The sequence below is a fragment of the Streptomyces sp. NPDC096339 genome (assembly GCF_044762985.1).
In the GTDB taxonomy this organism is placed as follows: Bacteria; Actinomycetota; Actinomycetes; order Streptomycetales; family Streptomycetaceae; genus Streptomyces.
Genome location: NZ_JBIWFI010000047.1, coordinates 1 through 23,622, shown reverse-complemented (window position 1 = coordinate 23,622; position 23,622 = coordinate 1). Strand labels below are relative to the sequence as shown.

Genomic DNA, 23,622 nt, shown 5'->3' with positions numbered 1-23,622 from the left:
GAATTGACGCTGGACTGATCCAGCGTCAGATCCATTCCCTTCCGAAAGTTCAACCATGGACACAGACAACCCGTCCACACGGCCCGGCCGTTTAAGGTCCGGCCGTTTACGGGCCGCCCTCTCGACGACGGTCGCCCCACGGGCGATCCGCGCCAAACTGGTCCGCATCCTCGTGGTGGCCGTCGCCCTGCTGCTGACCCTGCTCGGGCTATCGGCCGCCCAGGAGGTGGGCGACTACCGCAACGCGGCCAGGACCGCGTCGAACGCCGAACTCGCCATCGAAGTACAGAACTTCGTCCACGAACTCCAGAAGGAACGCGGCCTCACCGTCGGACGCGCCGTCGGCATCGACCGCTTCCGCGCCATGCTGCCGGCCCAGCGCGCCGCCACCGACGCCGCCCGGCGCAGCCTCACCACCCACCGGCTCGACGGCGACAGCGCCTCCGCCGCGTCCGTGCGCACGGCGCTGAAGCAACTCGACGGGCTGGCGGCCCTGCGCGACTCCGCCGATCGGGGCACCGCCGACGCCGACCGGACCATCGACTACTTCACCACCGCCATCACCTCCCTCAACCAGCTCGGACTCGGGCTCCACGAGGTTCACGACGACAAGCTCCGCTCCGCCTTCCAAGCACTCCAGATCCTCGGCCTCACCAAGGAGTACACCGGCGAGGAGCAGGCGATCGTCCTCGGATCGGCGCCCGCGGGCCGCTTCCGCGGCGACGCCTACCCCGGCTTCCTGGCCGCCCGCGCCGCCCGCCTCGACGAACTGCTGGTCTACCCCCAGTGGGCCACCCCCGAGGAGAAGCGCCGCCTCGACGAGGCGCTGCGCACGCCTCAGGCACTCCGCTTCCTCGCGCTGGAGAAGACCGTCGCCGACGGCGTCGGCCTGCTGCCGGCGGAAAAGATCACGCCCGCGGCGTGGTGGGACGCCTCGACTGCCACGATCGACGGCATGCGCAGCGTGCAGAACGCGCTCAGCGCCGACATCCAGGCCCGCGCCGACAGCACGGAGCGGGACGCCACCCACTCCCTCGCGCTCTTCGCGCTGCTCGCCCTCGGCTCGATCGCCCTCCTCGGCGGCCTTGCCGTCGGCTGCGCCCGCGCCGTGTCCCGGCCGCTCGCCGACCTCACCCGCCAGGCGCGCGACATCGCCGAGAACCGCTTGCCCGCCGCCGTCGCACGCGTACAGGCTTCCTCCGGGCGTCGGCCGGAACCGCTCGCCTCGCTGCATCTGCCGCCGGACACCGGCACCGAGATCGCCTTGGTCGCCGAGGCCTTCGAACAATTGCAGCAGGCGGCCTACGACCTCGCGACCGAGCAGGCCGTGCTGCGCCACAACGCCACGGAGTCACTGGTCAACCTCGGCCGCCGCAACCAGAACCTCGTACGACGCCAGATCAGCTTCATCAACAAGCTGGAGCACGAGGACGCCGACCCGGCCACCCTGGGCAACCTCTTCGAACTCGACCAGCTCGCCACCCGGATGCGCCGCAACGCGGAGAGCCTGCTCATCCTCGCCGGCGAGGCCAGCCCGCGTCCGTGGTCCACGCCCCTGTCGGTCACCGACGTCATCCGTGCCGCGCTGTCCGAGGTCGAGGAGTACCGGCGGGTGACGCTGCGCCGGGTGGACGCCGCCCACATCAGCGGCAGCGTGGTCGCCGAGGTCGCCCACCTGCTCGCCGAGCTCGTGGAGAACGCGCTCAGCTACTCGCCGCCGGTGACCGACGTCGAGATCGAGGGCCGCCGCACCAGCGCCGGCTACCTGGTGGCCATCGTCGACCACGGCACGGGCATGGAGCCCCGCGCCATCGCCGAGGCCAACGTCCGGCTCTCCGGGTCCGCCACCTTCATGGCCGAGCCGACCCGCTTCCTCGGTCACTTCGTCGTGGGCGCTCTCGCCCGCAAGTGCGGCATCGAGGTCCGGCTCGGCGAGGCGCCCGCGGCCGGAACCGTGGCCCGCGTGCTCCTGCCCCACGGCCTGTTGACGGAACCGGCGTCGCCCGCCGCCCCGCAGCCGGACCCGAAGGAGAAGGGCAGGAAGGAGGCCGGTGCCCCCGTGTCGGACGCGCCGGCCCGAGCCGTACCCCTGCCCGCGCCCCGCTCCGCCCCCCTCGCCGCACCGGAGGTCGACCGGCGCGTTGCCGGCTCCGCGGACGACGCCGCGGCGGCACCGGCCCCGGGAGGGTCCGTCGCCGCCCCGGTCCGGGACGTCCCGGCCGCTCCTGCCGCCGGGGGCGCCCCCGGCGGCGCGTGCGCCGCGCGCACCCGCAACGGCCTCGTCAAACGGCCCAAACGCAGCACCATCCCGTCCGCCGTCAGCGAGACGGCACAGCCACGCTGGCAGCAGGAGTCCGAGCCGACCCCGGACCGCACGCCCGACCAGGTGTCCGGGATGCTCTCGACGCTCCGCAGCGCCCACATGCGGGGCGCGATCAGCGTCGAGAAGGAGAAGCAGACCGCGCGGAAGCCGCAGCAGCGCGCCGGGAAGGGTGATCAGAAGTGACCGTCGACCTGCACAACGACACGCAGACCTTCAACTGGCTGCTGGCGAACTTCGTCCGCAAGACGGACGGGGTCCGCGACGCGGTGGCGGTCTCGTCCGACGGCCTCCTCATCGCCGTCTCCGACGGCCTGGGCCGCACGGACGCCGACCATCTCTCGGCGGTCGTCTCGGGACTTTCGAGCCTCGCGCGCAGCGCCTCCCGACGCTACGACTTCGACCGGTTCAAGCTCATCATGATCGAGATGGGGCGGGGCTTCCTGCTCGTCTCGGCGATCCGCGACGGCAGCTGCCTCGGCGTGCTCGCCGACAGCAGCGGTGAACTCGGCCTCGTCGGCTACGAGATGGCCGTGCTCGCCGAGCGCGCCGGCGACCTGCTCAACCCGGCCCTCATCGCCGACCTGCGCCAGGGCCTGCCTCGATGAACGAGGAAGCCGACGACGACGCGCTCTTCGTACGGCCGTTCATCATGACCGGCGGCAGGGTGGAGCCGATGCACGACGGGCTGCGGCTGGAGACGCTCGTCGTCGCCGCGCCCGGTGCGCGGACGGAGACCCTGGAGTTCGAGCGCCGACGGATCGTGGTGCTGTGCACCGAGCCGACGACGGTGGCCGAGGTGGCCACCCGGATCGGCGTACCGCTGGGCGTGGCGAAGGTGCTCATCGCCGACCTGGTGGTCGGTGGGCTGCTGTCCTGCCAACAACCCAAGGAGCTACCGCTCCATGTCCTGGAGAGGATCAGGAACCATGTTCGGTCGCTCTGACAAGGTTGTGCCCCTCGCCGTGAAGATCGTCGTCAGCGGCGGACTCGGCGTCGGGAAGACCACGTTCATCGGCGCGATCTCGGAGATCGAGCCGCTGGACACGGAAGCCGCGATCACCCAGGTGTCCGTGGGTGTCGACTCCCTCGTCGGGGTGGAGAACAAGACCACGACGACGGTCGCCCTCGACTTCGGGCGGATCACCCTCGACGCGTCGATCGTGCTGTACCTCTTCGGCACACCCGGGCAGGACCGCTTCTCCTTCCTTTGGGACGACCTCGTCGAGGGTGCCCTGGGCACGATCGTCATCGCCGACACCCGCCGTATCGAGGATTCCTTCCCCGCGCTCGACTTCTTCGAGGAGCGCGGCACGCCGTTCGTGCTGGCCGTCAACCACTTCGACGGCGCGGTCCACTTCGACCTGGAAGAGGTGCGCGAGGCCCTCGGCCTCGGCGACGAGGTGCCGGTGCTCACCCTGGACGCCCGGAACCGCGACTCGGTCCAGGAGGTCCTGGTCGCCCTGATGGACCTCGTCGTGCAGCGGCATTCGGCGGGCACCGCGCGCAGGTCGTGGGAGCTCGCCCGCTGAGCGGCGACACCACCGGTGCGGCCATGCGGGCCCGGGAGACGACCCCGGGCCGGCATGGCCGCGTCCACGGTCATGACGACGAGGTCCCTCACGCCGTCGCCCGTTCCTTTCCGGGCCGCTTCCACAGGGCGGCCCCGGCCGACCACGCGCGGCTCGCCAGGTCCCGCGCGACGATCCCTCCGCGCGTCGCCGGCACCAGCATCGCGGCGGCCCGCCCCACCCCGCGCTGCTTGGGTTCCACCAGGCCGCGGTGGCGCCGCTCGTAGCGCCGGAAGGCGGACGCGTGGTCCTCGGGGCTCGCCGCCAGCTCCGCGGCCAGGGTGTACGCGCCGGCCATGGCCAGGGTGCTGCCGTCCCCGAACAGGGACACCGACGACGCGGCGTCCCCGAGCAGCGCGGTGCGGCCGTGCGACCAGCGGTCCATGCGCACCCGGCTGACGGCGTCGAAGTACAGCTCCTCCGTGGCCCGTACGCGGTCCAGCAGTTCGGGGATCCGCCAGCCGCCCCCTTCGTACGCGTCCAGGAGCAGCCGCTTGTGGGCGGCGGTGTCGCGGTGGTCGAAGTCCGGTACGGGGACGGCCCGGTAGGCGAAGAAGGCGAGGGAGTCGCCGCGGCGGGGGTGTACGGCGGCCATCCGGCCGGGGGTGTTGTGGGCGACGACCGTACGGGGCCGGGGGGCGGGCGCGCCGAGGGGCAGGGTGGCGACGTAGAGGCCGGCGTGGGTGACGAAGCGGCGCTCGGGGCCGAAGACCCGCCTGCGGACGGCGGAGTGTTGGCCGTCCGCGCCGATGACGAGGCCGAAACGGCGCGGTGGTGCGTGCCGGAAGGTGACGTCGACCCCGTGCTCGTCCTGCTCGATGCCGGTGATGGAGTCGCCGAAGATGAACTCGGCCTCCTCCGAGGCCAGTTGATGGAGGGCCGTGGCGAGGTCGCCGCGGCCGATCTCGATGTCGCGGGCGCCCGCGGCCGCACCGGGGACCGCGCTCAGGGAGAGCCCGCCCGTGCGCCGGCCCCCGCCGTCCACGAACCAGAGGTCCGTCACGTCCGTGCCCGCCTCGCGCAGGCGCTCGGCGATGCCCATCCGTTCGGCGACCTCCACCGCCGGCCCGCGGACGTCCACGGGGCTGCCGCTGGAGCGGACGCCCGTCGCCAGTTCCACCACGGTCGGCCGGAAGCCGTGCCGGGCCAGCCAGTAGGCGAGCGTGGGGCCGGCGATCCCGGCTCCGGAGATCAGTACGGTCCTGTCGTCCACGACATCCTCCATGCTTACCGGCGGTCAGTCACGACTGTAGACATCTGTCCGCAAGTCCGGCAAGAAGATAGGTTGTTCAGTGTGATGCGCGCCGAGAGAGGCAATTTCGAGATGGATTACGAGACACCGATCAATGAGACGTCGCGGACGCGTCAGCGGATCCTGAGTGCCTCGATGGAGCTGTTCGGCGCCCGCGGCTTCCACGAGACCTCGCTGCGGGAGATCGCGGAGCGGGTGGGTGTCACCAAGGCCGCGGTGCTCTACCACTTCCCCGGCAAGGCCGACATCCTGGGCGCGCTCGTGGAGCCGATGCTGTGCGACCTCGCGGCGGCGATGGCGAACGCCGCCGCCGCCGGGCCCGGCCGGGCGCGCTGGGCGGCCATCGAGGGGATGCTCGACGTCTGGCTGGAGCACCGCTACCTGATCCGGCTGAACCTCCAGGACATGGCCCTGGCCACCCCCGGGCCCGCCTTCGCCCGCTTCCGCGACGCCATGCTGCGGGCCAATGCCCTGGTGGCCGGGGCCGAGCCCGGTCTGGCCGAGCGGGTGCGGGCCGCGCAGGCGGTGGCGATGCTGTCGGACCCGGTGGTGCTGTTCGCGGACGCCCCGGTCGAGGCGCTGCGGGCGGCCGTGCTGGACGGCGTACACCGCCTCCTGGACGGTACGGCCGAGCCGGCCGCCGAGCGGGCCGCCGAGCCCCCGCCGCCCCGGAGTCGTCGGGGACGGCCCGCCGCCATGAGCACGGCCATGATCGAAACCGCCTGCCGCATGCACGCCGCCGGGAGCAGCGCCACCCTGATCGCCGCCGCCCTGGGCGTCTCCCGGGCCACGGTCTACCGGCACCTGCCGCCCGCCGCGCCTCCGGCGCCGTGAGCGGTCACGGCCCGTACAGGGCCTGCGCGCGGCCCGAGCCCGCCTCCATGTCCAGCGTCCGCGGCGCGGTCTCGTCGCGCAGGCCGTCCGGGACCTCGCAGCGGCCGCTCCCGGCCTCGCAGGTGGTGCGGAACGTGGTGGCCACGGGTACGAAGAGGGCCAGCCGGCCGGAGCCGACCCTCCCGACGACCTGCTCCGGCGGGGCGATGAAGGACACCGCGGCGTTGCCGGAGCCGACCCGGACGTCGATCTGGGGGGAGCTGAGGTCGGTGGCGTTCAGGCGGCCGGAGTCGACCTTCGCTCGCAGGGCTCCGCGCAGGCCGCTGATCTCCACCCGGCCGGAGTCGACCTCCGCGTCGACGGTGCCGCCGAGGCCGGCCAGGGACACCCGGCCCGAGCGGACCGTCACCTTCACGGGGATCCCGGCGGGCACGGTCACCGCCAGCTTGACCGAGCAGCCGGGCGCAGCGGGCCGCCAGGAGTCGCCGCCGGGGCAGCGCGGGGTCAGCCGCAGGGAGTCGCCGAGCCGGCTGGTCTCGACGGAGGGCGCCGCGAGCGACCAGCTGACCTCGGCCCGGTAGCCGACCTGCTGGTCCCCGCGCGGGGTGACGGTGATGTCCGCGTCGCCGCCCACGATCTCCAGCGCGCTCACCGGGCGGCCGTCATCGCCTCCCGCGAGTAGTCCGTGCCGCACGGCCCCGTGCGGCAAGGCCTGCCAGGCGGCCGGCAGCAGGACGAGGAGCGCCCCGAGGAGCGCCACGGCGATCCAGGTCCGGTGGCGCCTGCGCTGCTGCCGGCCGGCCTGCGGCGCGGCGGCCTGCGGCGCTTCGGCGGCCGTCACGGTGTGCCGTCCAGGAAGCGCAGGACCGCGAGGACCCGGCGGTGGTCGCCGTCGGCCTGCGGCAGGTCGAGCTTGGTGAAGATGCTGTTGATGTGTTTGGCCACCGCGCTCTCGCTGACGACGAGTTCGGCGGCGATGCCCGCGTTGGAGCGACCCTCGGCCATCAGGGCCAGCACCTCCCGCTCGCGCGGGGTGAGCCGCTCCAGGGGGTCCGGGCCGCCGCCGCGGCGCAGCAGGAGCTGGGAGACGACCTGGGGGTCGAGTGCGGTGCCGCCGGAGGCGACGCGGCGCAGTGCGTCGACGAACTCTTCCACGTCGGCGACGCGTTGCTTGAGCAGGTAGCCGATGCCGGCGCCGCTGGGGCTGGACAGCAGATCGGCGGCGTAGCGTTCCTCCACGAACTGGGAGAGCAGCAGCACCGCCGTGTCGGGGTACTGCCGGCGGATCACCAGGGCCGCACGCACCCCCTCGTCGGTGAAGCCGGGTGGCATCCGCACGTCGAGGAGGGCGAGCCCGGGTCGGTGCTCCTCGACGGCGGCGAGCAGCGCCTCGGCGTCGCCGGTCTCGGCGGCCACCTCGAATCCGGCCATGTCGAGGACTTTGACGAGTCCCACGCGCAGCAGGACGGAGTCCTCGGCGATCACGGCGCGCACGGCAGCTCCACGGTGATGTCGGTCGGTCCCCCGATGGGACTGGTGATCTTGATGGTTCCGTCGACCGACCCTACGCGCTTGCGCAGACCCACCAGGCCGGTGCCCCGCGCCGGATCGGCTCCGCCGACCCCGTCGTCGGTGACGGTGACGCGCAGTCGCTCGCCGGTACGGCCCCCGACGCGCTCGACGCGTACCGAACAGTGGCCGGCGCGGGCGTGTTTGGAGACGTTGGCCAGGGCTTCGGACACCACGAAGTAGGCGACGGCCTCCACGGTGGGCCCCGGCCGGGTGCCCAGGTCCACGGTCAGCTCGACGGGGAACGGGGCCCGGGCCGCGATCCCGGAGAGCGCCGCGTCGAGCCCGCGGTCCTCCAGTACGGCCGGATGCAGGCCCCGTACCAGGTTGCTCAGCTCCTCGATGGCCTCCTTCGCCTCGCGGTGGGCCTCGTCGATGACGGCCCTGGCCTCGGGCGGCAGGTCGGTGAGGGTGGCGCGGGCGATGCCGAGGTTCATGGCGAGCGCGACGAGGCGCTGCTGGGCCCCGTCGTGCAGGTCCCGTTCGATGCGGCGGCGTTCGAGGTCGGCCGCGTCGAGGACGCCCGCCCGGCTCTCGGCGAGGTCCTCGACGCGGCGCTCCAGCTCGCGGGAGCGGTTGGGGCCGAGGAGGGCCGCAGCCGCGAACGCGTCGACGCGGGTCGAGAGCGCGGCGAGCCAGGGCGCGCAGAGCAGGAGGAGGACTCCGGCCGTGGTGGCCAGGTCGGGGTCGAGGACCGGGCTCGGCAGGACCCACTCCCACGCGTACACGGTGGCGCCCGCACCCCCGGCGCCCCAGGCGAGCACCACCAGCACCCCGGCCGCGGCGATGAACGGGCTGACGACGAGGTGGTAGCCGTACTGCCGCCAGGTCGCCTCGGAGCGCACCCGTTCGAGGAGTCCGCGCGGAGTCCACCAGCGCTCCTCTCGTACGACCGCGGGCACGTCGAGGCCGAGCAGGGCCCAGAAGCGGCTGCGCTGGAGGGTGGTGAGCAGCGGACTGAGGGCGAACAGCAGGAGCACCGCGACGGGGCTGTGGCCGGGCGGCAGGACCGCGTAGGCAATGGCGAGGAGGGCGGGCAGCGCCACCGGGATCGCGGCCGCGCTGAAGGCGGTGTTGCGCCGGGCCCACGCCGACCACGGTGCGTGCGCCGCGGTCCAGGTGTACGTACGCCTCAGCGCGCCGCGAAGTGCCATGCCCCGTACGGTAATCGCACTGGTCGGAGGGGTGCCATCACGCCGGCACCAGGGCAGGGGTGTACCTGGCACCACCCCCGGTTCGGACGGTGGGGCTACTGCTCTCGGCGGCCCGGCGGACGAGGCTGGTGGCATGCCCGGGGGACGGACCGCCGGGCCACCGTGAGGAGACCCCGAAGCCATGGCGATCGTCGCCCCGCAGTTCCGCACCCGGCAGCTCGACACCCGGCCGTTCCCCGACCTCCGGCGCGCCCCCCGGCTCGCCACGGTGCTCACCGGGGCGGGGGTGGCGCTGGTGCCGTGGATGCTCGTCCTGGCGAAGACCCTGCCGCAGACCACGGAGGTCTCCAACTGGTCCACGGCGTGGATCGGCCTGGACCTGATGCTGGCCGCCGGGCTGACCGGCACCGGGACCCTGCTGCGCAGGCGCGACCCCCGGGCGTCGCCGGTGGCCGCCGCGACGGCCGCGCTGCTGGTGATGGACGCCTGGTTCGACGTGACGACCTCGGCCGGGACCGCCGAGCAGGGGATGGCCTTACTGCTCGCGGTGGGAGCGGAACTCCCGCTGGCGGCGGCGTGCGCCGTGGTGGCCGCGCGCCGGGCGCCCCGCGGCTAACCGAACCGCACCGGCAGGTACTTGATGCCGTTGATGAAGTCCGAGCGCAGTCGGCGCACCTCACCGGCCAGGCCGAAGTCCGGGTGGCGCCGCAGCAGTTCGCGGATGAGCGCCTTGATCTGCGTACGGGCCAGGCCCGCGCCGAGGCAGAAGTGGGGGCCTCCGCCGCCGAAGGCGAGGTGCTCGTTCGGGGTGCGGCGGATGTCGAAGGTGAAGGGGGCCTCGAAGACGTCCTCGTCCCGGTTGGCGGAGGTGTAGTAGGTGACCACCTTCTGACCGGCGGCGATGGGGCGGCCGCGCAGGACGGTGTCGCGGGTGGCGGTGCGCCGGAAGTTGTGGATCGATCCGCCCCACCGGAGGAACTCCTCGGTGGCCGAGTTCCACAGCGCCTCGTCCTGTGGGGACGCTGCGAGCTCGGCGCGGGCGGAGGGGTGTCCGGCGAGGGCCAGCACGGTGTGGGACAGCAGGTTGCGGGTGGTCTCGTTGCCCGCGACGCAGAGCAGCACGAAGAACATGTTGATCTCGTGCTGCGTGAGCCGGTCGCCGTCCACCTCGGCATGGACCAGGGTCGAGAGGATGTCCTCGCGCGGGTGCGCCCGCCGCTGCGCGGTCAGGGCGTCGCAGTAGGCGTAGATCTCGGCGGCGGCGAGGTCGCTGTCGTGCTTGCCCGCCGAGAGTTCCGGGTCCTGGCCGCCGGCCATCCGGTTGCTCCAGTCGAAGATCAGGCGTTCGTCGCCGGGCGGTACGCCGACCATCTCGCAGATCGTCTGGATCGGCAGCCACGCCGCCACCTCGTCCACGAAGTCCATGTCCCGGCCGGGGGTGACGGCCGTCTCCACCAGCGCGGCCGCCCGTTCGCCGATGCGGGCTGCGAGCCGGCGCACGACCCGGGGTGTGAAACCCGCGCTGACCAGCGCGCGGTAGCGGGAGTGGCGGGGGGCGTCCATGCCGAGGAGGACCAGGCGCAGGGACTCCAGGGATTCGGGGCTCTGGTCGCGGACCATGAAGGAGCCCAGTTCCGTGGACCAGAGCTCCGGGTCGCGGCTGACCGCCTTGACGTCGGCGTGCCGGGTGACGGCGTAGAAGCCCTCGTGGCGGCCGGGGATCTCGTGCCAGTGCACGGGGTCCTCCCGGCGCAGCCGGGTGAACTGCTCGTGCGGGACCTCGCGCGACCAGGTGTCCTCGAGCAGGTCGACTTCGCCGGTGGGGATCATTCCGTGCGTCCCTTCGGTAGGGCTCCGGGGGCCTCCGCGACGACCGCGTCGGGGATGCCGTGGGGGCGGGTGCCGGGTCGTCTTCGGCGAACCCGACCGTCCGGGCGGACGTGCCGCCCACGGGTCCTCCCGGACTCGCATCGGCTTCCCGGTACAACCTGCGGGTCGAACTGACGGTCCGTCAATCCCCGTGCGAGTGCGGGCACCGGATCCCGTCCGGTCGCGGTGGTCCGCACGACCGGGCCCCGCGCGGCCCGCACGCGGTGTCCGATTCGTTCAAGACGCCCCCGCCGGGCCGTGCCTAGCCTGGCCGCATGACTCCTCGACTCGACATGATCGGCATCGTCGTCTCCGACATGGCCGCCTCGCTCGCCTTCTACCGCCGCCTCGGACTGGAGATCCCCGCCGATGCCGACGGGCAGCCGCACGTCGAGGCCGCGGGTCCCGGCGGGCTGCGGATCGGCTGGGACACGGAGGCGACCATCCGCTCCTTCGACCCGTCGTGGACCCGGCCGGAGGGCGACGGGCGGGTCGGACTGGCTTTCCTGTGCGACTCCCCCGCCGAGGTGGACGCGGTGTACGCCGAGTTGACCGGCGCCGGGTACACCGGGCACCTGAAGCCCTGGGACGCCTTCTGGGGCCAGCGCTACGCCGTGGTCCTCGACCCGGACGGTTGCGGGGTCTCCCTCTTCGCGCCGGCCGGTCCCGCGTAGGCGCTCAGCGTGGTCCCGGCCAGCGCGCGCACCTCCCGGGCGAGGTGCGCCTGGTCGGCGTAGCCGGTGGCGTACGCGACCTCGGCGTACGCCATTCCCGAGCGGGCCAGCGCCAGGGCGCGCCGCAGCCGCAGGATCCGGCCGAGGGTGCGGGGCCCGTACCCGAAGGCGTCGAGGGAGCGCCGGTGCAGCCGCCGCTCCCCAAGGCCGAGCGCGGCCGCGATCCCGGCCACCGTCTCCCCCGCGCGGAGCCTGGCCGTCACCTCCGCGGCGAAGCCGTCGGGCGCCCCGGCCCCGGCCGCGCGGCCGGCGGCCACCGCTTCGAGTCCCGCGCACGGGTCCCCGTACCCCGCCACCAGGCCCGTGAGGCGCCGCGCCTCCCGCCCCGGCCACAGGTCGGCGAGCTCCACGCGCCGGTCCCGCAGCACGTGCGCCGGTACGCCGAGCAGCGCGGGCGCGGTGCCGGGCGCGAGCCGGATCCCGGCGAAGGCGCGCCCCGGGACCTCCCCGGCGGGGTGCGGCCCGGTGTCGGGCCCGGCGACCAGCAGCCGCCCGTCCACCCAGAGCAGGTCCATGCACCCGTCGGGCAGCACGACGCCGCCCCCTCCCGCGGCCCGCCACAGCACGGCGCCGGGAACGGCCTGCGACGGCGCTTCCTCGTACACCCCTCCAGCATCCCTCCGGGCCGGCGGCTCAGTGCTTGCGCAGGCGCGAGGAGTAGTCCTCCGGCGGCAGGAACTTCGACCAGCGCTCGGGGAACTCCGACGGCATGGCGCCGCCGTCCTCGTCGTCCTCCGATTCGCCCTCGGCCAGGGCCCGCCACGCGGCGGCCCGCGCGATCAGCTGGGCGGCTTCCGCTTCCCGGGCCCGCTCGTTCGCCTCGCGCGCCGCCGCCGTCGCCACCGAGGGCCAGACCCGGTCGATGGCGGCGTTCACCGCGGCGCCCACCAGCACCGCGAAGGCCGAGATGCCGATCCACAGCAGCACCGCCACGGGGGCGGCCAGGGAGCCGTAGATCGTGGGGCCCTCCACCGTGTTCGTGAGGTAGATCCGCAGCAGGAACGAGCCCAGCACCCACATCGCCAGGGCGACCAGCGCGCCCGGCACGTCCTCGATCCACGGCGAGCGCACCGGCACCGACACGTGGTAGAGGGTCGTCAGGAAGACGATGGACAGCAGGGTGACGGTCGGCCAGTACAGGATCGCGATCACGTCCGTGCCCCAGGGCACCAGCCGCACCACCGCGTCGGGCCCGACCACCATCAGGGGCAGCACGATGGCCCCGATCAGCAGCGCGACCACGTACAGCAGGAAGGCCAGCAGCCTGGTCTTGACGATGCCGCGCTGCCCGTCGAGGCCGTACATGACGGTGATGGTGTCGATGAAGACGTTCACCGCGCGCGAGCCCGACCACAGGGCGATGGCGAAGCCGAGGGAGATGAGGTCCGGTCGGCCGCTCCTGGTGACGTCGTCCAGCATCGGTCTCGCGATCTCGTTGACGCCCCGGTCGGAGAGGACGGTGCCGACCGCGTTCAGGATGTTCTCCTCGATGCTCTGCACCGACTGGGTGTTCGTCCAGCCGTCCACGTAGCCGAGCAGGCCCAGCAGGCCGAGGAAGAGCGGCGGCAGCGAGAGGAGGGTGAAGAAGGCCGCCTCGGCCGCGAGCCCGAGGATCCGGTACTCGATGCACGAATTGACGGTGTCCTTCAGCAGCAGCCAGCCCATCTTCCGCTTCGACACGTTGCGGTAGAGGGCGCGGGCCCGGTGGAGCCGTCCCGGGCGTCCCGGGATCCGCTCGAAGCTTTCTTTTGCTGGCTGCACGTCCTTACGGTATCCGCATGGCAGCCACCACCCACACAGTCACGAACCAGGCCCCGCCCCTCGTGGGCCACGACGTCTACGGGGGCGACCGGGCGCTCACCGAGGGCGTCGAGCGCCACCTCGCCTCCGCGGAGCCCGAACTCCTCGGCGAGGTAAGGGAGGAGCTCACGACGCTCGGGCGGGCCGCCGGCTCGGCGCAGGCCCAGGAGTGGGGTGCGCAGGCGAACGAGAACCCTCCGAAGCTGCGCACGCACGACCGGTACGGCAACCGGATCGACGAGGTGGAGTTCCACCCGGCCTGGCACCGGCTGCTCGGGCACGCCGTGACCTCCGGGCTCACCGACGCCTGGGGGCGCCCGGCCGGGCATCTGCGGCGCGCCGCCGGGTTCTTCGTCTGGTCGCAGGCCGAGGCGGGGCACGGCTGCCCGGTCTCGATGACGCACGCCGCCGTTCCGGCGCTGCGGACCGACCCGGAGCTCGCCGCCGAGTGGGAGCCCCGGCTGACCTCGCACGTGTACGAGGAGGGGCTGCGGCCGGCCGCGGAGAAGGGCGGGGTGCTCTTCGGCATGGGGATGACGGAGAAGCAGGGCGGCAGCGACGTACGGGCGAACACGACGACGGCGAAGGCCCTGGACGCGTCGGGCGAGTACCTGCTGACCGGGCACAAGTGGTTCTGCTCGGCGCCGATGAGCGACGGCTTCCTCGTACTGGCGCAGGCATCCCCCTCCGGAAAGGACAGCCTGACCTGCTTCCTGGTGCCGCGGGTGCTGCCGGACGGCACGCGCAACGTGTTCGCGATCCAGCGGCTGAAGGACAAGCTGGGCAACAAGTCGAACGCGTCGAGCGAGGTGGAGTTCGACGGGACCTGGGCGCGGCGCGTGGGCGAGGAGGGCCGGGGGGTGCGGACCATCATCGAGATGGTCGCGGCGACCCGGCTGGACTGTGTGATCGGTTCGGCCTCGCTGATGCGGCAGGCACTGACACAGGCCGTTCACCATTCGGAGCACCGCTCTGCTTTCGGAGCACCGCTCATCAAGCAGCCGCTGATGCGCAACGTACTGGCGGACCTGGCTCTGGAGTCGGAGGCGGCGACCACCCTCACCCTGCGCCTCGCGGCCGCCTACGACGCCGGTACCGAGCAGGAGAAGGCCTTCCTGCGCCTCGCGGTGCCCGTCGCGAAGTACTGGGTGACCAAGCGCTGTACGCCGATGGTGGCGGAGGCCCTGGAGTGTCTGGGCGGCAACGGCTACGTCGAGGAGTCCGGGCTCCCGCGGCTGCTGCGGGAGTCCCCGCTGAACTCCATCTGGGAGGGCTCGGGCAACGTCCAGGCCCTCGACGTACTCCGCGCCCTCCAGCGCGAGCCGCAGGCCCTCGGCGCCTTCCTCCAGGAGGTCGGCCTGGCCCGGGGCGCCGACCACCGGCTGGATTCGGCCATCAAGGACCTCCTCACGGAGCTCGCCGACCTGGAGGGCATCGAGGCCCGGGCCCGCCGGGTCGTGGAGCGCATGGCGCTCGTGCTCCAGGGGTCGCTGCTGGTGAGGTGGGCTCCGCCCGCGGTGGCGGACGCCTTCTGCGCCTCCCGGCTGGGCGGCGACTGGGGCGCGGCCTTCGGCACGCTGCCGCACAGCCTCGACCTCGGCGCGGTGGTGGAACGGGCGCGGATCGCGGGCTAGGAGGGAGCCGCCGGGCTCCCGCGTACGGTCCCCAAACCGTTCCGAGCCGGGATCCGGGCCCGTTGACCGGGACCAGAGGTGGCGCCGCGCCGACTCGGCACCGCCTCTGGTCCGGGAGAGCCCCGAGGAGGAGCTGTCACGCCGTCTGGCGGCGTCCGGACAGTTTCGGTCGGTCGAACGGGACTTGGCGAGAGTTGCATGGGGTTGCAACCCTTGGTGCGACAGTCGCCCTTCGGGTGCCGGGGGAAGCGGCGGCCGAGGACCGCGGGCGGCTCGCTCGGTTCGACCTGTTCGACGGGGAGGTTCCGGTGGTGCACACCACGGGCGGCGCGGTCGACGCGGCGCGCATCTCGGCCATGGACGCGCGGGAGGCCGCACGTCTGCTCAAGGGGGTGCGGGAGGCCGCGCTGGCCGGGGCCCGGCCGCCGGCCCCGCCGAGACCGGAGATCGCGGAGTCCTGGCGCCGGATGATGGCCGGCGGGGTGCACCCGGACCGGGACGCGCGCTCGCGGATGCTCTCGGCGGCCGAGACCGAGGAGCGGCGGCACGGCTCGCCGCTGCGGGAGATCCTGCCGGTGCTCCGGGAGGGCCTGCTGCCGGCCCTGGACGAGGCCCTGCACATCATGGTCGTCGCCGACGCGGACGGGCGGCTGCTGTGGCGGGAGGGCCACTCCTCCATCCTGCGCAAGGCCGACCGGCTCGGCTTCGCGGTGGGGGCCGACTGGGACGAGGCCGTGGTCGGCACCAACGGGGTGGGCACGGCGCTCGTGGCCCGGCGGCCGGTCCAGGTGTTCTCGGCGGAGCACTTCGTCTCCAGCCACCACGACTGGACCTGCGCGGGCGCGCCCGTACGGGACCCGCGCGACGGGCGGCTGCTGGGCGTGGTCGACGTCAGCGGGCCGCTGGCCACCATGCACCCGGCGACCCTGGCGTGGGTGAGCTCGGTGGCCCGGCTCGCGGAGCGGGAGCTTCGGGTGCGCCACCTGGAGTCGCTGGAGCGGCTGCGGGCGGTGGCCGCCCCGCTGCTGGCACGGCTGCCGGGGCGGGCGCTGGCCCTCGACCCGAACGGCTGGACGGCCGCCGTCACCGGCATCGTGCCCGCGGAGCGGATCCCGCTGCCGAAGGGCTTCGGGCCGGGCCGGGTGTGGGTGCCGCAGCTCGGCGACTGCACGGTGGAGCCGCTGCCGGGCGGCTGGCTGCTGCGGATCGCCGAGGACCGTACGGGCACGGCCGTCACCCGGGTCGTCCTCGACCTCAGCCGCGCGGGAGCCTGCTCGGCGACGGTGTACGGGGCCGCCGGGAGCTGGGCGCAGGAGCTGAGCCCGCGCCACGCGGAGCTGCTGTTCCTGCTGGCGGAGGAGGAGCGCGGGCGCTCGGCGGCGGAGCTCGCCGCGGAGCTGTTCGGGGATCCGACCCGTACGGTGACGGTACGGGCGGAGATGTCGCGCGTACGTCGCCACCTCGCGGGCGTGCTGACCCACCGGCCGTACCGCTTCGCCCAGGACGTGGAGGTGGAGCTGATCCGTCCGCAGGACCCCGCCGCCCTGCTCCCTCACTCGACGGCGCCGTCGGTGATCCGCGCCCGGTTGGGGCGGAAGGGGGCCGAAGGACCCTCCGTCGACGGTTGGGGGATGTGATTCCCTGAGGTGCATGAGCACCGTCACCCTCACCACCTGGTCCCTCGAAATGAACTCGCCGGACGATCTGGTCGCGGCTTCCGTCCCGGGTTCCGAGATCACCGTCTCACGGTCGGAAGTCCCCTCCCCGGAGTTCAGCCGCTTCCTCTACGCCTCCGTGGGCGGCGACATCCACTGGACGGACCGGCTGGGCCTGACCCGAGCGCAGTGGGTGGAGCACCTCGGGCGGCCGGGGGTGGAGACCTGGGTGGCGTACGACCGCGGCACACCGGCCGGGTACGTGGAGCTCGACCCGCAGGAGGACGGGGTGGTGGAGATCGTGTACTTCGGGCTGCTCCCCGACTTCCGGGGCCGCCGGATAGGCGGGCACCTGCTGACGGTGGGTGTCGCCCGGGCGTGGGACCTCGCGTCCCGCTGGCCGGACCGCGAGCCGACGCGCCGGGTCTGGCTCCACACCTGCAGCGAGGACGGCCCGACGGCGATGGACAACTACCAGCGCCGCGGCTTCAAGGTCTTCCGTACGGAAACCTCCGAGAAGGCGCCCACCCAGACCCCCGGCCCGTGGCCGGGCGCGGGGGTCTAGGACTGTCGGCACCCCCCCCGGGGACTCGGCCGGACCTTGGTCGGCAAGGCGCGGCTGAGATCGGCGGGGCCGGGAAGGCCTGCGGGCGGCGGCGAGCCGTATCGCCTCGCCGATCAGCTGGAGTACCGCCGTCCCGAGGGCCGGCGGTACGGGGATCCGCACCTCCTGCGCCACGGCGTCTCCCTTGTGAGCTCGACCACTGCCGTTGCCGTGTCCTGAGCCATGAGGGAGCCTGGGGCGGATTCCTTTCGTTCGGCTTTTCCGGCCGGCGCCTTTCCGCGACCAGGAGCGCCTCGGGGAGTGACCCCCGTCACTCGTCCCACGATCCGGGACGAGTTCGTCCGAATAATGGACACTAGTGGACTCCTCCAATCGCCCCATGACACGCTTCCGTCATGAATGGAGCTGGAATTGCCTTGGTGAGTCGGCGGCACGTCGACCTCGGCCGCATGTCCAGCGCCATCTGTCCGGCGTGCTGACGGAACCAGCAACCGCCGCACATCGCCACAATCCCGGCATCGTCGCCGTGGAAGTGTCGATCATCGCCGCCCCCTGAAGGCCGAACACCGCCCCGCCCTGTCCGCCGGCAACCCCGGCGAAGGCGCCGCGATCAGCCGCACCCGCTCAGCGTCGTCAGTGTCTGTGCCGGGCCTCTCCACCACTACCCCCTGCTCTGACTGCCCTCCGCCCTGAGCCGCCGAAGAAGGACGTACCGCCATGGCCGCCACCCCCGAAACGCCCGCAGCCGCAGCTCCCGCAGCCGCCGCGCGCCGCAAGACCGGTCGTCACCGCGGTGAGGGCCAGTGGGCCGTCGGACACCACACCCCCCTCAACGGCAACGAGCAGTTCAAGAAGGACGACGACGGTCTCAATGTGCGGACGCGCATCGAGAACATCTACTCCAAGGCCGGCTTCGACTCGATCGACCCCAACGACCTGCGCGGCCGTATGCGCTGGTGGGGCCTCTACACCCAGCGCAAGCCCGGGATCGACGGCGGCAAGACCGCGATCCTGGAGCCGGAGGAGCTGGACGACAAGTACTTCATGCTGCGCGTCCGCATCGACGGCGGCCGGCTGACCACCGAGCAGCTCCGCGTCATCGGCGAGATCTCGGAGGAGTTCGCGCGCGGTACCGCCGACCTCACCGACCGCCAGAACGTGCAGTACCACTGGATCCGGATCGAGGACGTCCCGGAGATCTGGCGCCGCCTGGAGGCCGTCGGCCTGTCCACCACCGAGGCCTGCGGTGACACGCCCCGCGTCATCCTCGGTTCGCCCGTGGCCGGCATCGCCCAGGACGAGATCATCGACGGCACCCCCGCCATCGACGAGATCTACCGCCGCATCGTCGGCAACAAGGACTTCTCGAACCTGCCCCGCAAGTTCAAGTCCGCGGTCTCCGGCTCGCCGCTGCTCGACGTGGCGCACGAGATCAACGACATCGCGTTCGTGGGCGTGAACCACCCCGAGCACGGCCCCGGCTTCGACGTCTGGGTCGGCGGCGGTCTCTCCACCAACCCCAAGCTGGGCGTGCGCCTCGGCACCTGGGTCTCGCTCGACGAGGTCCCGGACGTGTACGAGGGCGTCATCTCGATCTTCCGCGACTACGGCTACCGGCGCCTGCGCACCCGCGCCCGCCTGAAGTTCCTCGTCGCCGACTGGGGCCCGGCCAAGTTCCGCCAGGTCCTGGAGGACGAGTACCTCAAGCGCAAGCTGACCGACGGCCCCGCGCCCGAGCAGCCCAGCGGCCAGTGGCGCGACCACGTCGGCGTGCACCAGCAGAACGACGGCAAGTTCTACGTCGGCTTCGCGCCCCGCGTCGGCCGCGTCGACGGCGCCACCCTGACCAAGATCGCGGACATCGCGGAGCAGCACGGCTCCGGCCGCCTGCGCACCACCGCCGAGCAGAAGATGATCGTCCTCGACGTCGAGGCCGACAAGGTCGACTCGGTCGTCGAGGCGCTGGAGGCGCTGGACCTGCGGGTCAAGCCGTCCCCGTTCCGCCGCGGCACGATGGCCTGCACCGGCATCGAGTTCTGCAAGCTGGCCATCGTCGAGACCAAGGGCCGTGGCGCCTCGCTGATCGATGAGCTGGAGCGCCGCCTGCCGGACTTCGCCGAGCCGCTCACCATCAACATCAACGGCTGCCCGAACGCCTGCGCCCGTATCCAGGTGGCGGACATCGGTCTCAAGGGCCAGCTGGTCCTGGACGACGACGGCAACCAGGTGGAGGGCTACCAGGTCCACCTGGGCGGCGCCCTCGGCCTGGAGGCCGGTTTCGGCCGCAAGGTCCGTGGCCTCAAGGTCACCTCGGCCGGTCTGCCGGACTACGTCGAGCGGGTCGTCACGCGCTTCGAGGAGCAGCGTGAGGACGGCGAGCGCTTCGCCGCCTGGGTGACCCGCGCGAAGGACGAGGACCTCTCGTGAGCGAGCGCGCCGCACCGTTCTACTGCCCGTACTGCGGCGACGAGGACCTGTTTCCGAACGAGACGGGCCACGGCGCCTGGGAATGCAGGGCCTGCAACCGAGCCTTCCAGCTGAAGTACCTCGGGCTGCTGGCCCGGGGTGTTCAGTCCGACACCGCTGGAGGGGACGAGATATGACCACGGCTCAAGACGCCGATCTCAAGACGGGCGATCTGAAGGCACTGGCCGAGCAGGCGGGCCGGGACCTGGAGGACGCCTCCGCGCTGGAGATCCTCACCTGGGCGGCCGAGACCTTCGGCAAGAAGTTCGCGGTGACCTCCTCCATGGAGGACGCGGTCGTCGCCCACCTGGCCTCCCGGGCGATGCCCGGCGTGGACGTGGTCTTCCTCGACACCGGCTACCACTTCGAGGAGACCATCGGCACCCGCGACGCGGTCGAGGCCGTGATGGACGTCAACGTCATCACCCTCACCCCGCGCCAGACGGTCGCCGAGCAGGACGCGGAGTACGGCCCGAAGCTGCACGACCGCGACCCCGACCTGTGCTGCGCTCTGCGCAAGGTCAAGCCGCTCGAAGAGGGCCTGACCGTGTACACCGCGTGGGCGACGGGCCTGCGCCGCGACGAGTCCCCGACCCGGGCGAACACCCCGGTGGTCGGCTGGGACGAGAAGCGGCAGAAGGTCAAGATCTCGCCGATCGCCCGCTGGACCCAGGACGACGTGGACGCGTACGTCGCCGAGCACGGCGTGCTCACCAACCCGCTGCTGATGGACGGTTACGCCTCCGTCGGCTGCGCTCCCTGCACCCGCCGCGTGGCGGAGGGCGAGGACGCGCGCGCCGGCCGCTGGGCCGGGCGGGGCAAGACCGAGTGCGGACTGCACGGCTGATGACGACCAGCGAAGAACTTACGGAGACAAAGCAGATGAGCGTGAGCGACCAGGGCGCCACCGTGTGGCTGACCGGGCTGCCGAGCGCGGGCAAGACCACCATCGCCTACGCGCTGGCCGAGCGGCTGCGCGCCGAGGGCCACCGCGTGGAGGTGCTCGACGGTGACGAGATCCGCGAGTTCCTCTCCGCCGGACTGGGCTTCAGCCGCGAGGACCGGCACACCAACGTGCAGCGGATCGGCTTCGTCGCCGAGCTGCTCGCGAGCAACGGCGTCAAGGCGCTGGTACCGGTGATCGCGCCGTTCGCCGACAGCCGTGAGGCCGTCCGGGGGCGCCACGCGGGTGCCGGGACGAACTACCTCGAAGTGCACGTGGCCACCCCGGTCGAGGTGTGCTCCGAGCGTGACGTGAAGGGCCTGTACGCCAAGCAGGCGGCGGGCGAGATCTCCGGTCTGACCGGGGTCGACGACCCGTACGAGGCTCCGGCTTCCCCGGACCTCCGTATCGAGTCGCACACGCAGACCGTGCAGGAGTCGGCTTCCGCCCTGCACGCGCTGCTCACCGAGAGGGGTCTGGCATGACCACCGCCGCACACGTGCACGCCGAGTCCGACGCCGACGCGCCCTACGCGCTGTCGCACCTCGACGCCCTCGAGTCCGAGGCCGTGCACATCTTCCGCGAGGTGGCGGGCGAGTTCGAGAAGCCGGTGATCCTTTTCTCCGGCGGCAAGGACTCCATCGTCATGCTGCACCTGGCGCTCAAGGCGTTCGCGCCCGCGCCGGTGCCCTTCGCGCTGCTCCACGTCGACACCGGGCACAACTTCCCCGAGGTCATCGAGTACCGCGACCGCACGGTCGCCCAGCACGGCCTGCGCCTGCACGTGGCGTCCGTCCAGGACTACATCGACGCGGGCAAGCTGCGCGAGCGTCCGGACGGCACCCGCAACCCGCTGCAGACCGTCCCGCTGACCGAGGCGATCCAGCAGCTGAAGTTCGACGCCGTCTTCGGCGGCGGCCGCCGCGACGAGGAGAAGGCCCGCGCCAAGGAGCGCGTCTTCTCCCTGCGCGACGAGTTCTCCCAGTGGGACCCGCGCCGCCAGCGCCCCGAGCTGTGGCAGCTCTACAACGGCCGCCACGCTCCCGGCGAGCACGTGCGCGTCTTCCCGCTCTCGAACTGGACCGAGCTGGACGTCTGGCAGTACATCGCCCGCGAGGGCATCGAACTGCCCGAGATCTACTTCGCCCACGAGCGCGAGGTCTTCCTGCGCAACGGCATGTGGCTGACCGCCGGCGAGTGGGGCGGCCCGAAGGAGGACGAGACGCCCGAGACGCGTCTCATCCGCTACCGCACCGTCGGTGACATGTCCTGCACCGGCGCCGTCGACTCCGACGCCGCCACGCTGGACGCCGTGATCGCCGAAATCGCCGTCTCCCGCCTCACCGAGCGGGGCGCGACCCGCGCCGACGACAAGATGTCCGAGGCCGCGATGGAAGACCGCAAGCGCGAAGGGTACTTCTAGACATGACCAGCACCACCGAGCAGTTCGCCGACGTCTCGGCGACCACCCTGCTGCGCTTCGCGACCGCCGGTTCCGTCGACGACGGCAAGTCCACCCTGGTGGGCCGCCTGCTGCACGACTCCAAGTCGGTCCTGACCGACCAGATGGAGGCCGTCGAGGCGGTCTCCCAGGCCCGCGGCCAGGAAGCGCCCGACCTGGCGCTGCTCACCGACGGCCTGCGGGCCGAGCGTGAGCAGGGCATCACCATCGACGTCGCGTACCGCTACTTCGCCACCGCGCGCCGCCGGTTCATCCTCGCGGACACCCCGGGGCACGTGCAGTACACCCGGAACATGGTCACCGGCGCCTCCACCGCCGACCTGGCCGTGGTCCTGGTCGACGCCCGCAACGGCGTGATCGAGCAGACCCGCCGGCACGCCGCCGTCGCGGCGCTGCTGCGCGTCCCGCACGTGGTCCTGGCCGTCAACAAGATGGACCTCGTCGGCTACCAGGAGTCGGTCTTCGCGGCCATCGCCGAGGAGTTCACGGCGTACGCCTCGGACCTGGGCGTCCCGGAGATCACCGCGATCCCGATCTCGGCCCTGGCCGGTGACAACGTGGTGGACCCGTCCGCGAACATGGACTGGTACGGCGGCCCGACGGTGCTGGAGCACCTGGAGACCGTGCCCGTCAGCCATGACCTCACCGCCTGCCCGGCGCGTTTCCCGGTGCAGTACGTGATCCGTCCGCAGTCCGCCGAGCACCCCGACTACCGCGGCTACGCGGGCCAGATCGCCTCCGGCGTGCTGCGCGTCGGCGAGGCCGTGACCGTGCTGCCCTCGGGCCGTACGAGCACCGTCGTGGGCATCGACGCGCTCGGCGAGAGCGTCGACATCGCCTGGGCCCCGCAGTCGGTGACGCTGCGTCTGGCGGACGACATCGACATCTCGCGCGGCGACCTGATCGCGCCGTCCGCGAGCGCCCCGGCCACCACGCAGGACGTCGAGGCGACGGTCTGCCACGTGGCGGACCAGCCGCTGGCCGTGGGTGCGCGCGTGCTGATCAAGCACACGACCCGTACGGTCAAGGCCATCGTCAAGGAGATCCCCTCGCGGCTGACCCTGGACGACCTGTCCCAGCACCCGAACCCCGGGCAGCTGGTGGCCAACGACATCGGCCGCGTCGTCGTCCGCACCGCCGAGCCGCTCGCGCTCGACGCGTACGCCGACTCGCGCCGCACCGGGTCCTTCCTGCTGATCGACCCGGCCGACGGCACCACTCTGGCGGCGGGCATGGCGGGCGAGTCCTTCGCCTCCAAGGCCCAGGCCGGCGACCAGGCCGCCGAGGCGGACGAAGAAGGCTGGGACTTCTAGATCATGCTCGCCGATCTGTATTCCACCTTCGCCAAGGAGGGCGGCCGCGTAGGCAGCGGCGCCCTCGGCAGCGGCCAGGGAGGGGTGGCGCGATGTGCGCGATGACGTACGTGCACCGCATGCGCGCCCTCACCCCCCACCAGCCGTACCCGCCTTTGCTCCATGAACGAAGACGTGCGTCATGAGTTGACCACGTCACGAGAGGAAGTCCTCCCGTGCCTGCCATCCGCAACACCAGCAAGACCCTGCGCCGCGGCGTCGCCGCCGCTGCCGCCCTGCCGCTGCTGATCGGCGTCCTCGCCTCCTGCGGCTACGGGTCCCAGGCCGTGGACAAGCAGACGAACGCGGCCGCGACCGGCGGCAAGAAGCTGTCGGCCTCCGAGGTCCGGATCGGGTACTTCCCGAACCTGACGCACGCGACCGCGCTGGTCGGTCTGCAGGAGGGTCTGATCCAGAAGGAACTGGGCGGCACCACGATCAA

24 protein-coding genes and 1 pseudogene are annotated in these 23,622 nt (G+C 72.6%); 18 read left to right on the top strand and 7 right to left on the bottom strand.

Annotation, left to right across the window (positions count from 1 at the left end; genetic code table 11):
- Positions 1-55 precede the first annotated feature (55 nt).
- The 4 genes from ACIQ5Y_RS36225 to ACIQ5Y_RS36210 are packed head-to-tail and all read left to right on the top strand — an operon-like array spanning position 56 to position 3,852.
- Positions 56-2,506 carry a nitrate- and nitrite sensing domain-containing protein gene (locus ACIQ5Y_RS36225; protein ID WP_403890581.1) on the top strand — a complete coding sequence of 817 codons (2,451 nt, stop codon included), beginning with the start codon at positions 56-58 and terminating at the stop codon, positions 2,504-2,506.
- Positions 2,503-2,928 (top strand): roadblock/LC7 domain-containing protein, encoded by a 426-nt coding sequence (locus ACIQ5Y_RS36220; protein WP_403890578.1) that lies wholly within the window; start codon positions 2,503-2,505, stop codon positions 2,926-2,928. Before ACIQ5Y_RS36225 ends, ACIQ5Y_RS36220 begins: the two co-directional genes overlap by 4 nt.
- Positions 2,925-3,266, top strand: a complete 342-nt coding sequence (locus ACIQ5Y_RS36215; protein ID WP_403890575.1) for a DUF742 domain-containing protein — start codon at positions 2,925-2,927, stop codon at positions 3,264-3,266. The genes ACIQ5Y_RS36220 and ACIQ5Y_RS36215 overlap by 4 nt, the downstream gene beginning before the upstream one ends.
- Positions 3,250-3,852 carry a GTP-binding protein gene (locus tag ACIQ5Y_RS36210; protein WP_403890572.1) on the top strand — a complete coding sequence of 201 codons (603 nt, stop codon included), beginning with the start codon at positions 3,250-3,252 and terminating at the stop codon, positions 3,850-3,852. The genes ACIQ5Y_RS36215 and ACIQ5Y_RS36210 overlap by 17 nt, the downstream gene beginning before the upstream one ends.
- Positions 3,853-3,940: 88 nt before the next feature.
- On the opposite strand, the gene ACIQ5Y_RS36205 is transcribed toward ACIQ5Y_RS36210, so the two are convergent.
- Positions 3,941-5,104 carry an FAD-dependent monooxygenase gene (locus tag ACIQ5Y_RS36205; protein ID WP_403890569.1) on the bottom strand — a complete coding sequence of 388 codons (1,164 nt, stop codon included), beginning with the start codon at positions 5,102-5,104 and terminating at the stop codon, positions 3,941-3,943.
- 111 nt (positions 5,105-5,215) lie between these two features.
- Here ACIQ5Y_RS36205 and ACIQ5Y_RS36200 point away from each other — a divergent pair, with 111 nt between their 5' ends.
- Positions 5,216-5,977, top strand: a complete 762-nt coding sequence (locus tag ACIQ5Y_RS36200) for a TetR family transcriptional regulator (protein ID WP_403890565.1) — start codon at positions 5,216-5,218, stop codon at positions 5,975-5,977.
- Between the two features lie 4 nt (positions 5,978-5,981).
- On the opposite strand, the gene ACIQ5Y_RS36195 is transcribed toward ACIQ5Y_RS36200, so the two are convergent.
- Genes ACIQ5Y_RS36195 through ACIQ5Y_RS36185 form a run of 3 tightly spaced genes read right to left on the bottom strand, consistent with a single transcriptional unit; the run spans position 5,982 to position 8,700 of the window.
- The gene (locus ACIQ5Y_RS36195) at positions 5,982-6,818 is read right to left on the bottom strand and encodes a hypothetical protein (RefSeq protein ID WP_403890562.1); all 837 of its coding nucleotides are present in this window, start codon (positions 6,816-6,818) and stop codon (positions 5,982-5,984) included.
- Complete coding sequence (locus ACIQ5Y_RS36190; RefSeq protein WP_403890559.1) at positions 6,815-7,471, bottom strand: response regulator; 657 nt, start codon at positions 7,469-7,471, stop codon at positions 6,815-6,817. Before ACIQ5Y_RS36190 ends, ACIQ5Y_RS36195 begins: the two co-directional genes overlap by 4 nt.
- Positions 7,459-8,700 carry a histidine kinase gene (locus tag ACIQ5Y_RS36185; RefSeq protein ID WP_403890556.1) on the bottom strand — a complete coding sequence of 414 codons (1,242 nt, stop codon included), beginning with the start codon at positions 8,698-8,700 and terminating at the stop codon, positions 7,459-7,461. Before ACIQ5Y_RS36185 ends, ACIQ5Y_RS36190 begins: the two co-directional genes overlap by 13 nt.
- Before the next feature lie 181 nt (positions 8,701-8,881).
- Here ACIQ5Y_RS36185 and ACIQ5Y_RS36180 point away from each other — a divergent pair, with 181 nt between their 5' ends.
- The gene (locus tag ACIQ5Y_RS36180) at positions 8,882-9,316 is read left to right on the top strand and encodes a hypothetical protein (RefSeq protein ID WP_403890553.1); all 435 of its coding nucleotides are present in this window, start codon (positions 8,882-8,884) and stop codon (positions 9,314-9,316) included.
- Here the strand turns inward: ACIQ5Y_RS36180 and ACIQ5Y_RS36175 are convergent.
- On the bottom strand, positions 9,313-10,530 hold the full coding sequence (locus ACIQ5Y_RS36175; RefSeq protein WP_403890550.1) for a cytochrome P450: 1,218 nt from the start codon (positions 10,528-10,530) through the stop codon (positions 9,313-9,315). The two genes, ACIQ5Y_RS36180 and ACIQ5Y_RS36175, sit on opposite strands and share 4 nt — an antisense overlap.
- 314 nt (positions 10,531-10,844) lie before the next feature.
- Between ACIQ5Y_RS36175 and ACIQ5Y_RS36170 the strand changes: the two genes are divergently transcribed.
- On the top strand, positions 10,845-11,243 hold the full coding sequence (locus tag ACIQ5Y_RS36170) for a VOC family protein (RefSeq protein WP_403890547.1): 399 nt from the start codon (positions 10,845-10,847) through the stop codon (positions 11,241-11,243).
- On the opposite strand, the gene ACIQ5Y_RS36165 is transcribed toward ACIQ5Y_RS36170, so the two are convergent.
- Together ACIQ5Y_RS36165 and ACIQ5Y_RS36160 are read right to left on the bottom strand one after the other, a co-directional pair.
- Complete coding sequence (locus ACIQ5Y_RS36165) at positions 11,177-11,908, bottom strand: helix-turn-helix domain-containing protein (RefSeq protein WP_403890544.1); 732 nt, start codon at positions 11,906-11,908, stop codon at positions 11,177-11,179. The genes ACIQ5Y_RS36170 and ACIQ5Y_RS36165 overlap by 67 nt on opposite strands.
- A gap of 28 nt (positions 11,909-11,936) precedes the next feature.
- A complete protein-coding gene (locus tag ACIQ5Y_RS36160; RefSeq protein ID WP_385121227.1) occupies positions 11,937-13,064 on the bottom strand; it encodes a YihY/virulence factor BrkB family protein in 1,128 nt (375 codons plus the stop codon).
- Between the two features lie 17 nt (positions 13,065-13,081).
- Between ACIQ5Y_RS36160 and ACIQ5Y_RS36155 the strand changes: the two genes are divergently transcribed.
- From ACIQ5Y_RS36155 to ACIQ5Y_RS36105, 11 genes and pseudogenes are all read left to right on the top strand, one after another.
- Positions 13,082-14,737 (top strand): acyl-CoA dehydrogenase family protein, encoded by a 1,656-nt coding sequence (locus ACIQ5Y_RS36155; protein ID WP_403890540.1) that lies wholly within the window; start codon positions 13,082-13,084, stop codon positions 14,735-14,737.
- A gap of 356 nt (positions 14,738-15,093) precedes the next feature.
- Positions 15,094-16,374: a GAF domain-containing protein gene (locus ACIQ5Y_RS36150; protein WP_403890661.1), complete on the top strand. Its 1,281-nt coding sequence runs from the start codon at positions 15,094-15,096 to the stop codon at positions 16,372-16,374.
- 13 nt (positions 16,375-16,387) lie between these two features.
- Entirely contained in the window at positions 16,388-16,957 is a 570-nt protein-coding gene (locus tag ACIQ5Y_RS36145; RefSeq protein ID WP_403890537.1) for a GNAT family N-acetyltransferase, read from the top strand.
- Positions 16,958-17,352: 395 nt separating this feature from the next.
- Complete coding sequence (locus ACIQ5Y_RS36140; RefSeq protein ID WP_310942095.1) at positions 17,353-17,436, top strand: putative leader peptide; 84 nt, start codon at positions 17,353-17,355, stop codon at positions 17,434-17,436.
- Positions 17,437-17,674: 238 nt separating this feature from the next.
- Positions 17,675-19,384 carry a nitrite/sulfite reductase gene (locus ACIQ5Y_RS36135; RefSeq protein ID WP_403890534.1) on the top strand — a complete coding sequence of 570 codons (1,710 nt, stop codon included), beginning with the start codon at positions 17,675-17,677 and terminating at the stop codon, positions 19,382-19,384.
- A complete protein-coding gene (locus tag ACIQ5Y_RS36130) occupies positions 19,381-19,560 on the top strand; it encodes a hypothetical protein (protein ID WP_007267254.1) in 180 nt (59 codons plus the stop codon). The genes ACIQ5Y_RS36135 and ACIQ5Y_RS36130 overlap by 4 nt, the downstream gene beginning before the upstream one ends.
- On the top strand, positions 19,557-20,270 hold the full coding sequence (locus ACIQ5Y_RS36125; RefSeq protein ID WP_403890530.1) for a phosphoadenylyl-sulfate reductase: 714 nt from the start codon (positions 19,557-19,559) through the stop codon (positions 20,268-20,270). Before ACIQ5Y_RS36130 ends, ACIQ5Y_RS36125 begins: the two co-directional genes overlap by 4 nt.
- A gap of 35 nt (positions 20,271-20,305) precedes the next feature.
- Positions 20,306-20,851, top strand: coding sequence for an adenylyl-sulfate kinase (gene cysC, locus ACIQ5Y_RS36120; protein ID WP_403890527.1), 546 nt, complete (start codon positions 20,306-20,308; stop codon positions 20,849-20,851).
- Positions 20,848-21,789, top strand: coding sequence for a sulfate adenylyltransferase subunit CysD (gene cysD, locus ACIQ5Y_RS36115; protein WP_403890524.1), 942 nt, complete (start codon positions 20,848-20,850; stop codon positions 21,787-21,789). Before cysC ends, cysD begins: the two co-directional genes overlap by 4 nt.
- A gap of 2 nt (positions 21,790-21,791) precedes the next feature.
- Complete coding sequence (locus ACIQ5Y_RS36110) at positions 21,792-23,141, top strand: sulfate adenylyltransferase subunit 1 (RefSeq protein WP_403890521.1); 1,350 nt, start codon at positions 21,792-21,794, stop codon at positions 23,139-23,141.
- Between the two features lie 215 nt (positions 23,142-23,356).
- Positions 23,357-23,622, top strand: a pseudogene (locus tag ACIQ5Y_RS36105) (sulfate ABC transporter substrate-binding protein); the annotation flags it as partial.

What these genes read in the sequence shown, in the direction of transcription:
- ACIQ5Y_RS36225 (WP_403890581.1), top strand. Translation starts at nt 56, where the DNA reads ATGGACACAGACAACCCGTCCACACGGCCCGGCCGTTTAAGGTCCGGC.
- ACIQ5Y_RS36215 (WP_403890575.1), top strand. Translation starts at nt 2,925, where the DNA reads ATGAACGAGGAAGCCGACGACGACGCGCTCTTCGTACGGCCGTTCATC.
- ACIQ5Y_RS36210 (WP_403890572.1), top strand. Translation starts at nt 3,250, where the DNA reads ATGTTCGGTCGCTCTGACAAGGTTGTGCCCCTCGCCGTGAAGATCGTC.
- ACIQ5Y_RS36200 (WP_403890565.1), top strand. Translation starts at nt 5,216, where the DNA reads ATGGATTACGAGACACCGATCAATGAGACGTCGCGGACGCGTCAGCGG.
- ACIQ5Y_RS36185 (WP_403890556.1), bottom strand. Translation starts at nt 8,700, where the DNA reads ATGGCACTTCGCGGCGCGCTGAGGCGTACGTACACCTGGACCGCGGCG.
- ACIQ5Y_RS36180 (WP_403890553.1), top strand. Translation starts at nt 8,882, where the DNA reads ATGGCGATCGTCGCCCCGCAGTTCCGCACCCGGCAGCTCGACACCCGG.
- ACIQ5Y_RS36175 (WP_403890550.1), bottom strand. Translation starts at nt 10,530, where the DNA reads ATGATCCCCACCGGCGAAGTCGACCTGCTCGAGGACACCTGGTCGCGC.
- ACIQ5Y_RS36170 (WP_403890547.1), top strand. Translation starts at nt 10,845, where the DNA reads ATGACTCCTCGACTCGACATGATCGGCATCGTCGTCTCCGACATGGCC.
- ACIQ5Y_RS36155 (WP_403890540.1), top strand. Translation starts at nt 13,082, where the DNA reads ATGGCAGCCACCACCCACACAGTCACGAACCAGGCCCCGCCCCTCGTG.
- ACIQ5Y_RS36150 (WP_403890661.1), top strand. Translation starts at nt 15,094, where the DNA reads ATGGACGCGCGGGAGGCCGCACGTCTGCTCAAGGGGGTGCGGGAGGCC.
- ACIQ5Y_RS36145 (WP_403890537.1), top strand. Translation starts at nt 16,388, where the DNA reads ATGAGCACCGTCACCCTCACCACCTGGTCCCTCGAAATGAACTCGCCG.
- ACIQ5Y_RS36140 (WP_310942095.1), top strand. Translation starts at nt 17,353, where the DNA reads ATGAATGGAGCTGGAATTGCCTTGGTGAGTCGGCGGCACGTCGACCTC.
- ACIQ5Y_RS36135 (WP_403890534.1), top strand. Translation starts at nt 17,675, where the DNA reads ATGGCCGCCACCCCCGAAACGCCCGCAGCCGCAGCTCCCGCAGCCGCC.
- ACIQ5Y_RS36125 (WP_403890530.1), top strand. Translation starts at nt 19,557, where the DNA reads ATGACCACGGCTCAAGACGCCGATCTCAAGACGGGCGATCTGAAGGCA.
- cysC (WP_403890527.1), top strand. Translation starts at nt 20,306, where the DNA reads ATGAGCGTGAGCGACCAGGGCGCCACCGTGTGGCTGACCGGGCTGCCG.
- cysD (WP_403890524.1), top strand. Translation starts at nt 20,848, where the DNA reads ATGACCACCGCCGCACACGTGCACGCCGAGTCCGACGCCGACGCGCCC.
- ACIQ5Y_RS36110 (WP_403890521.1), top strand. Translation starts at nt 21,792, where the DNA reads ATGACCAGCACCACCGAGCAGTTCGCCGACGTCTCGGCGACCACCCTG.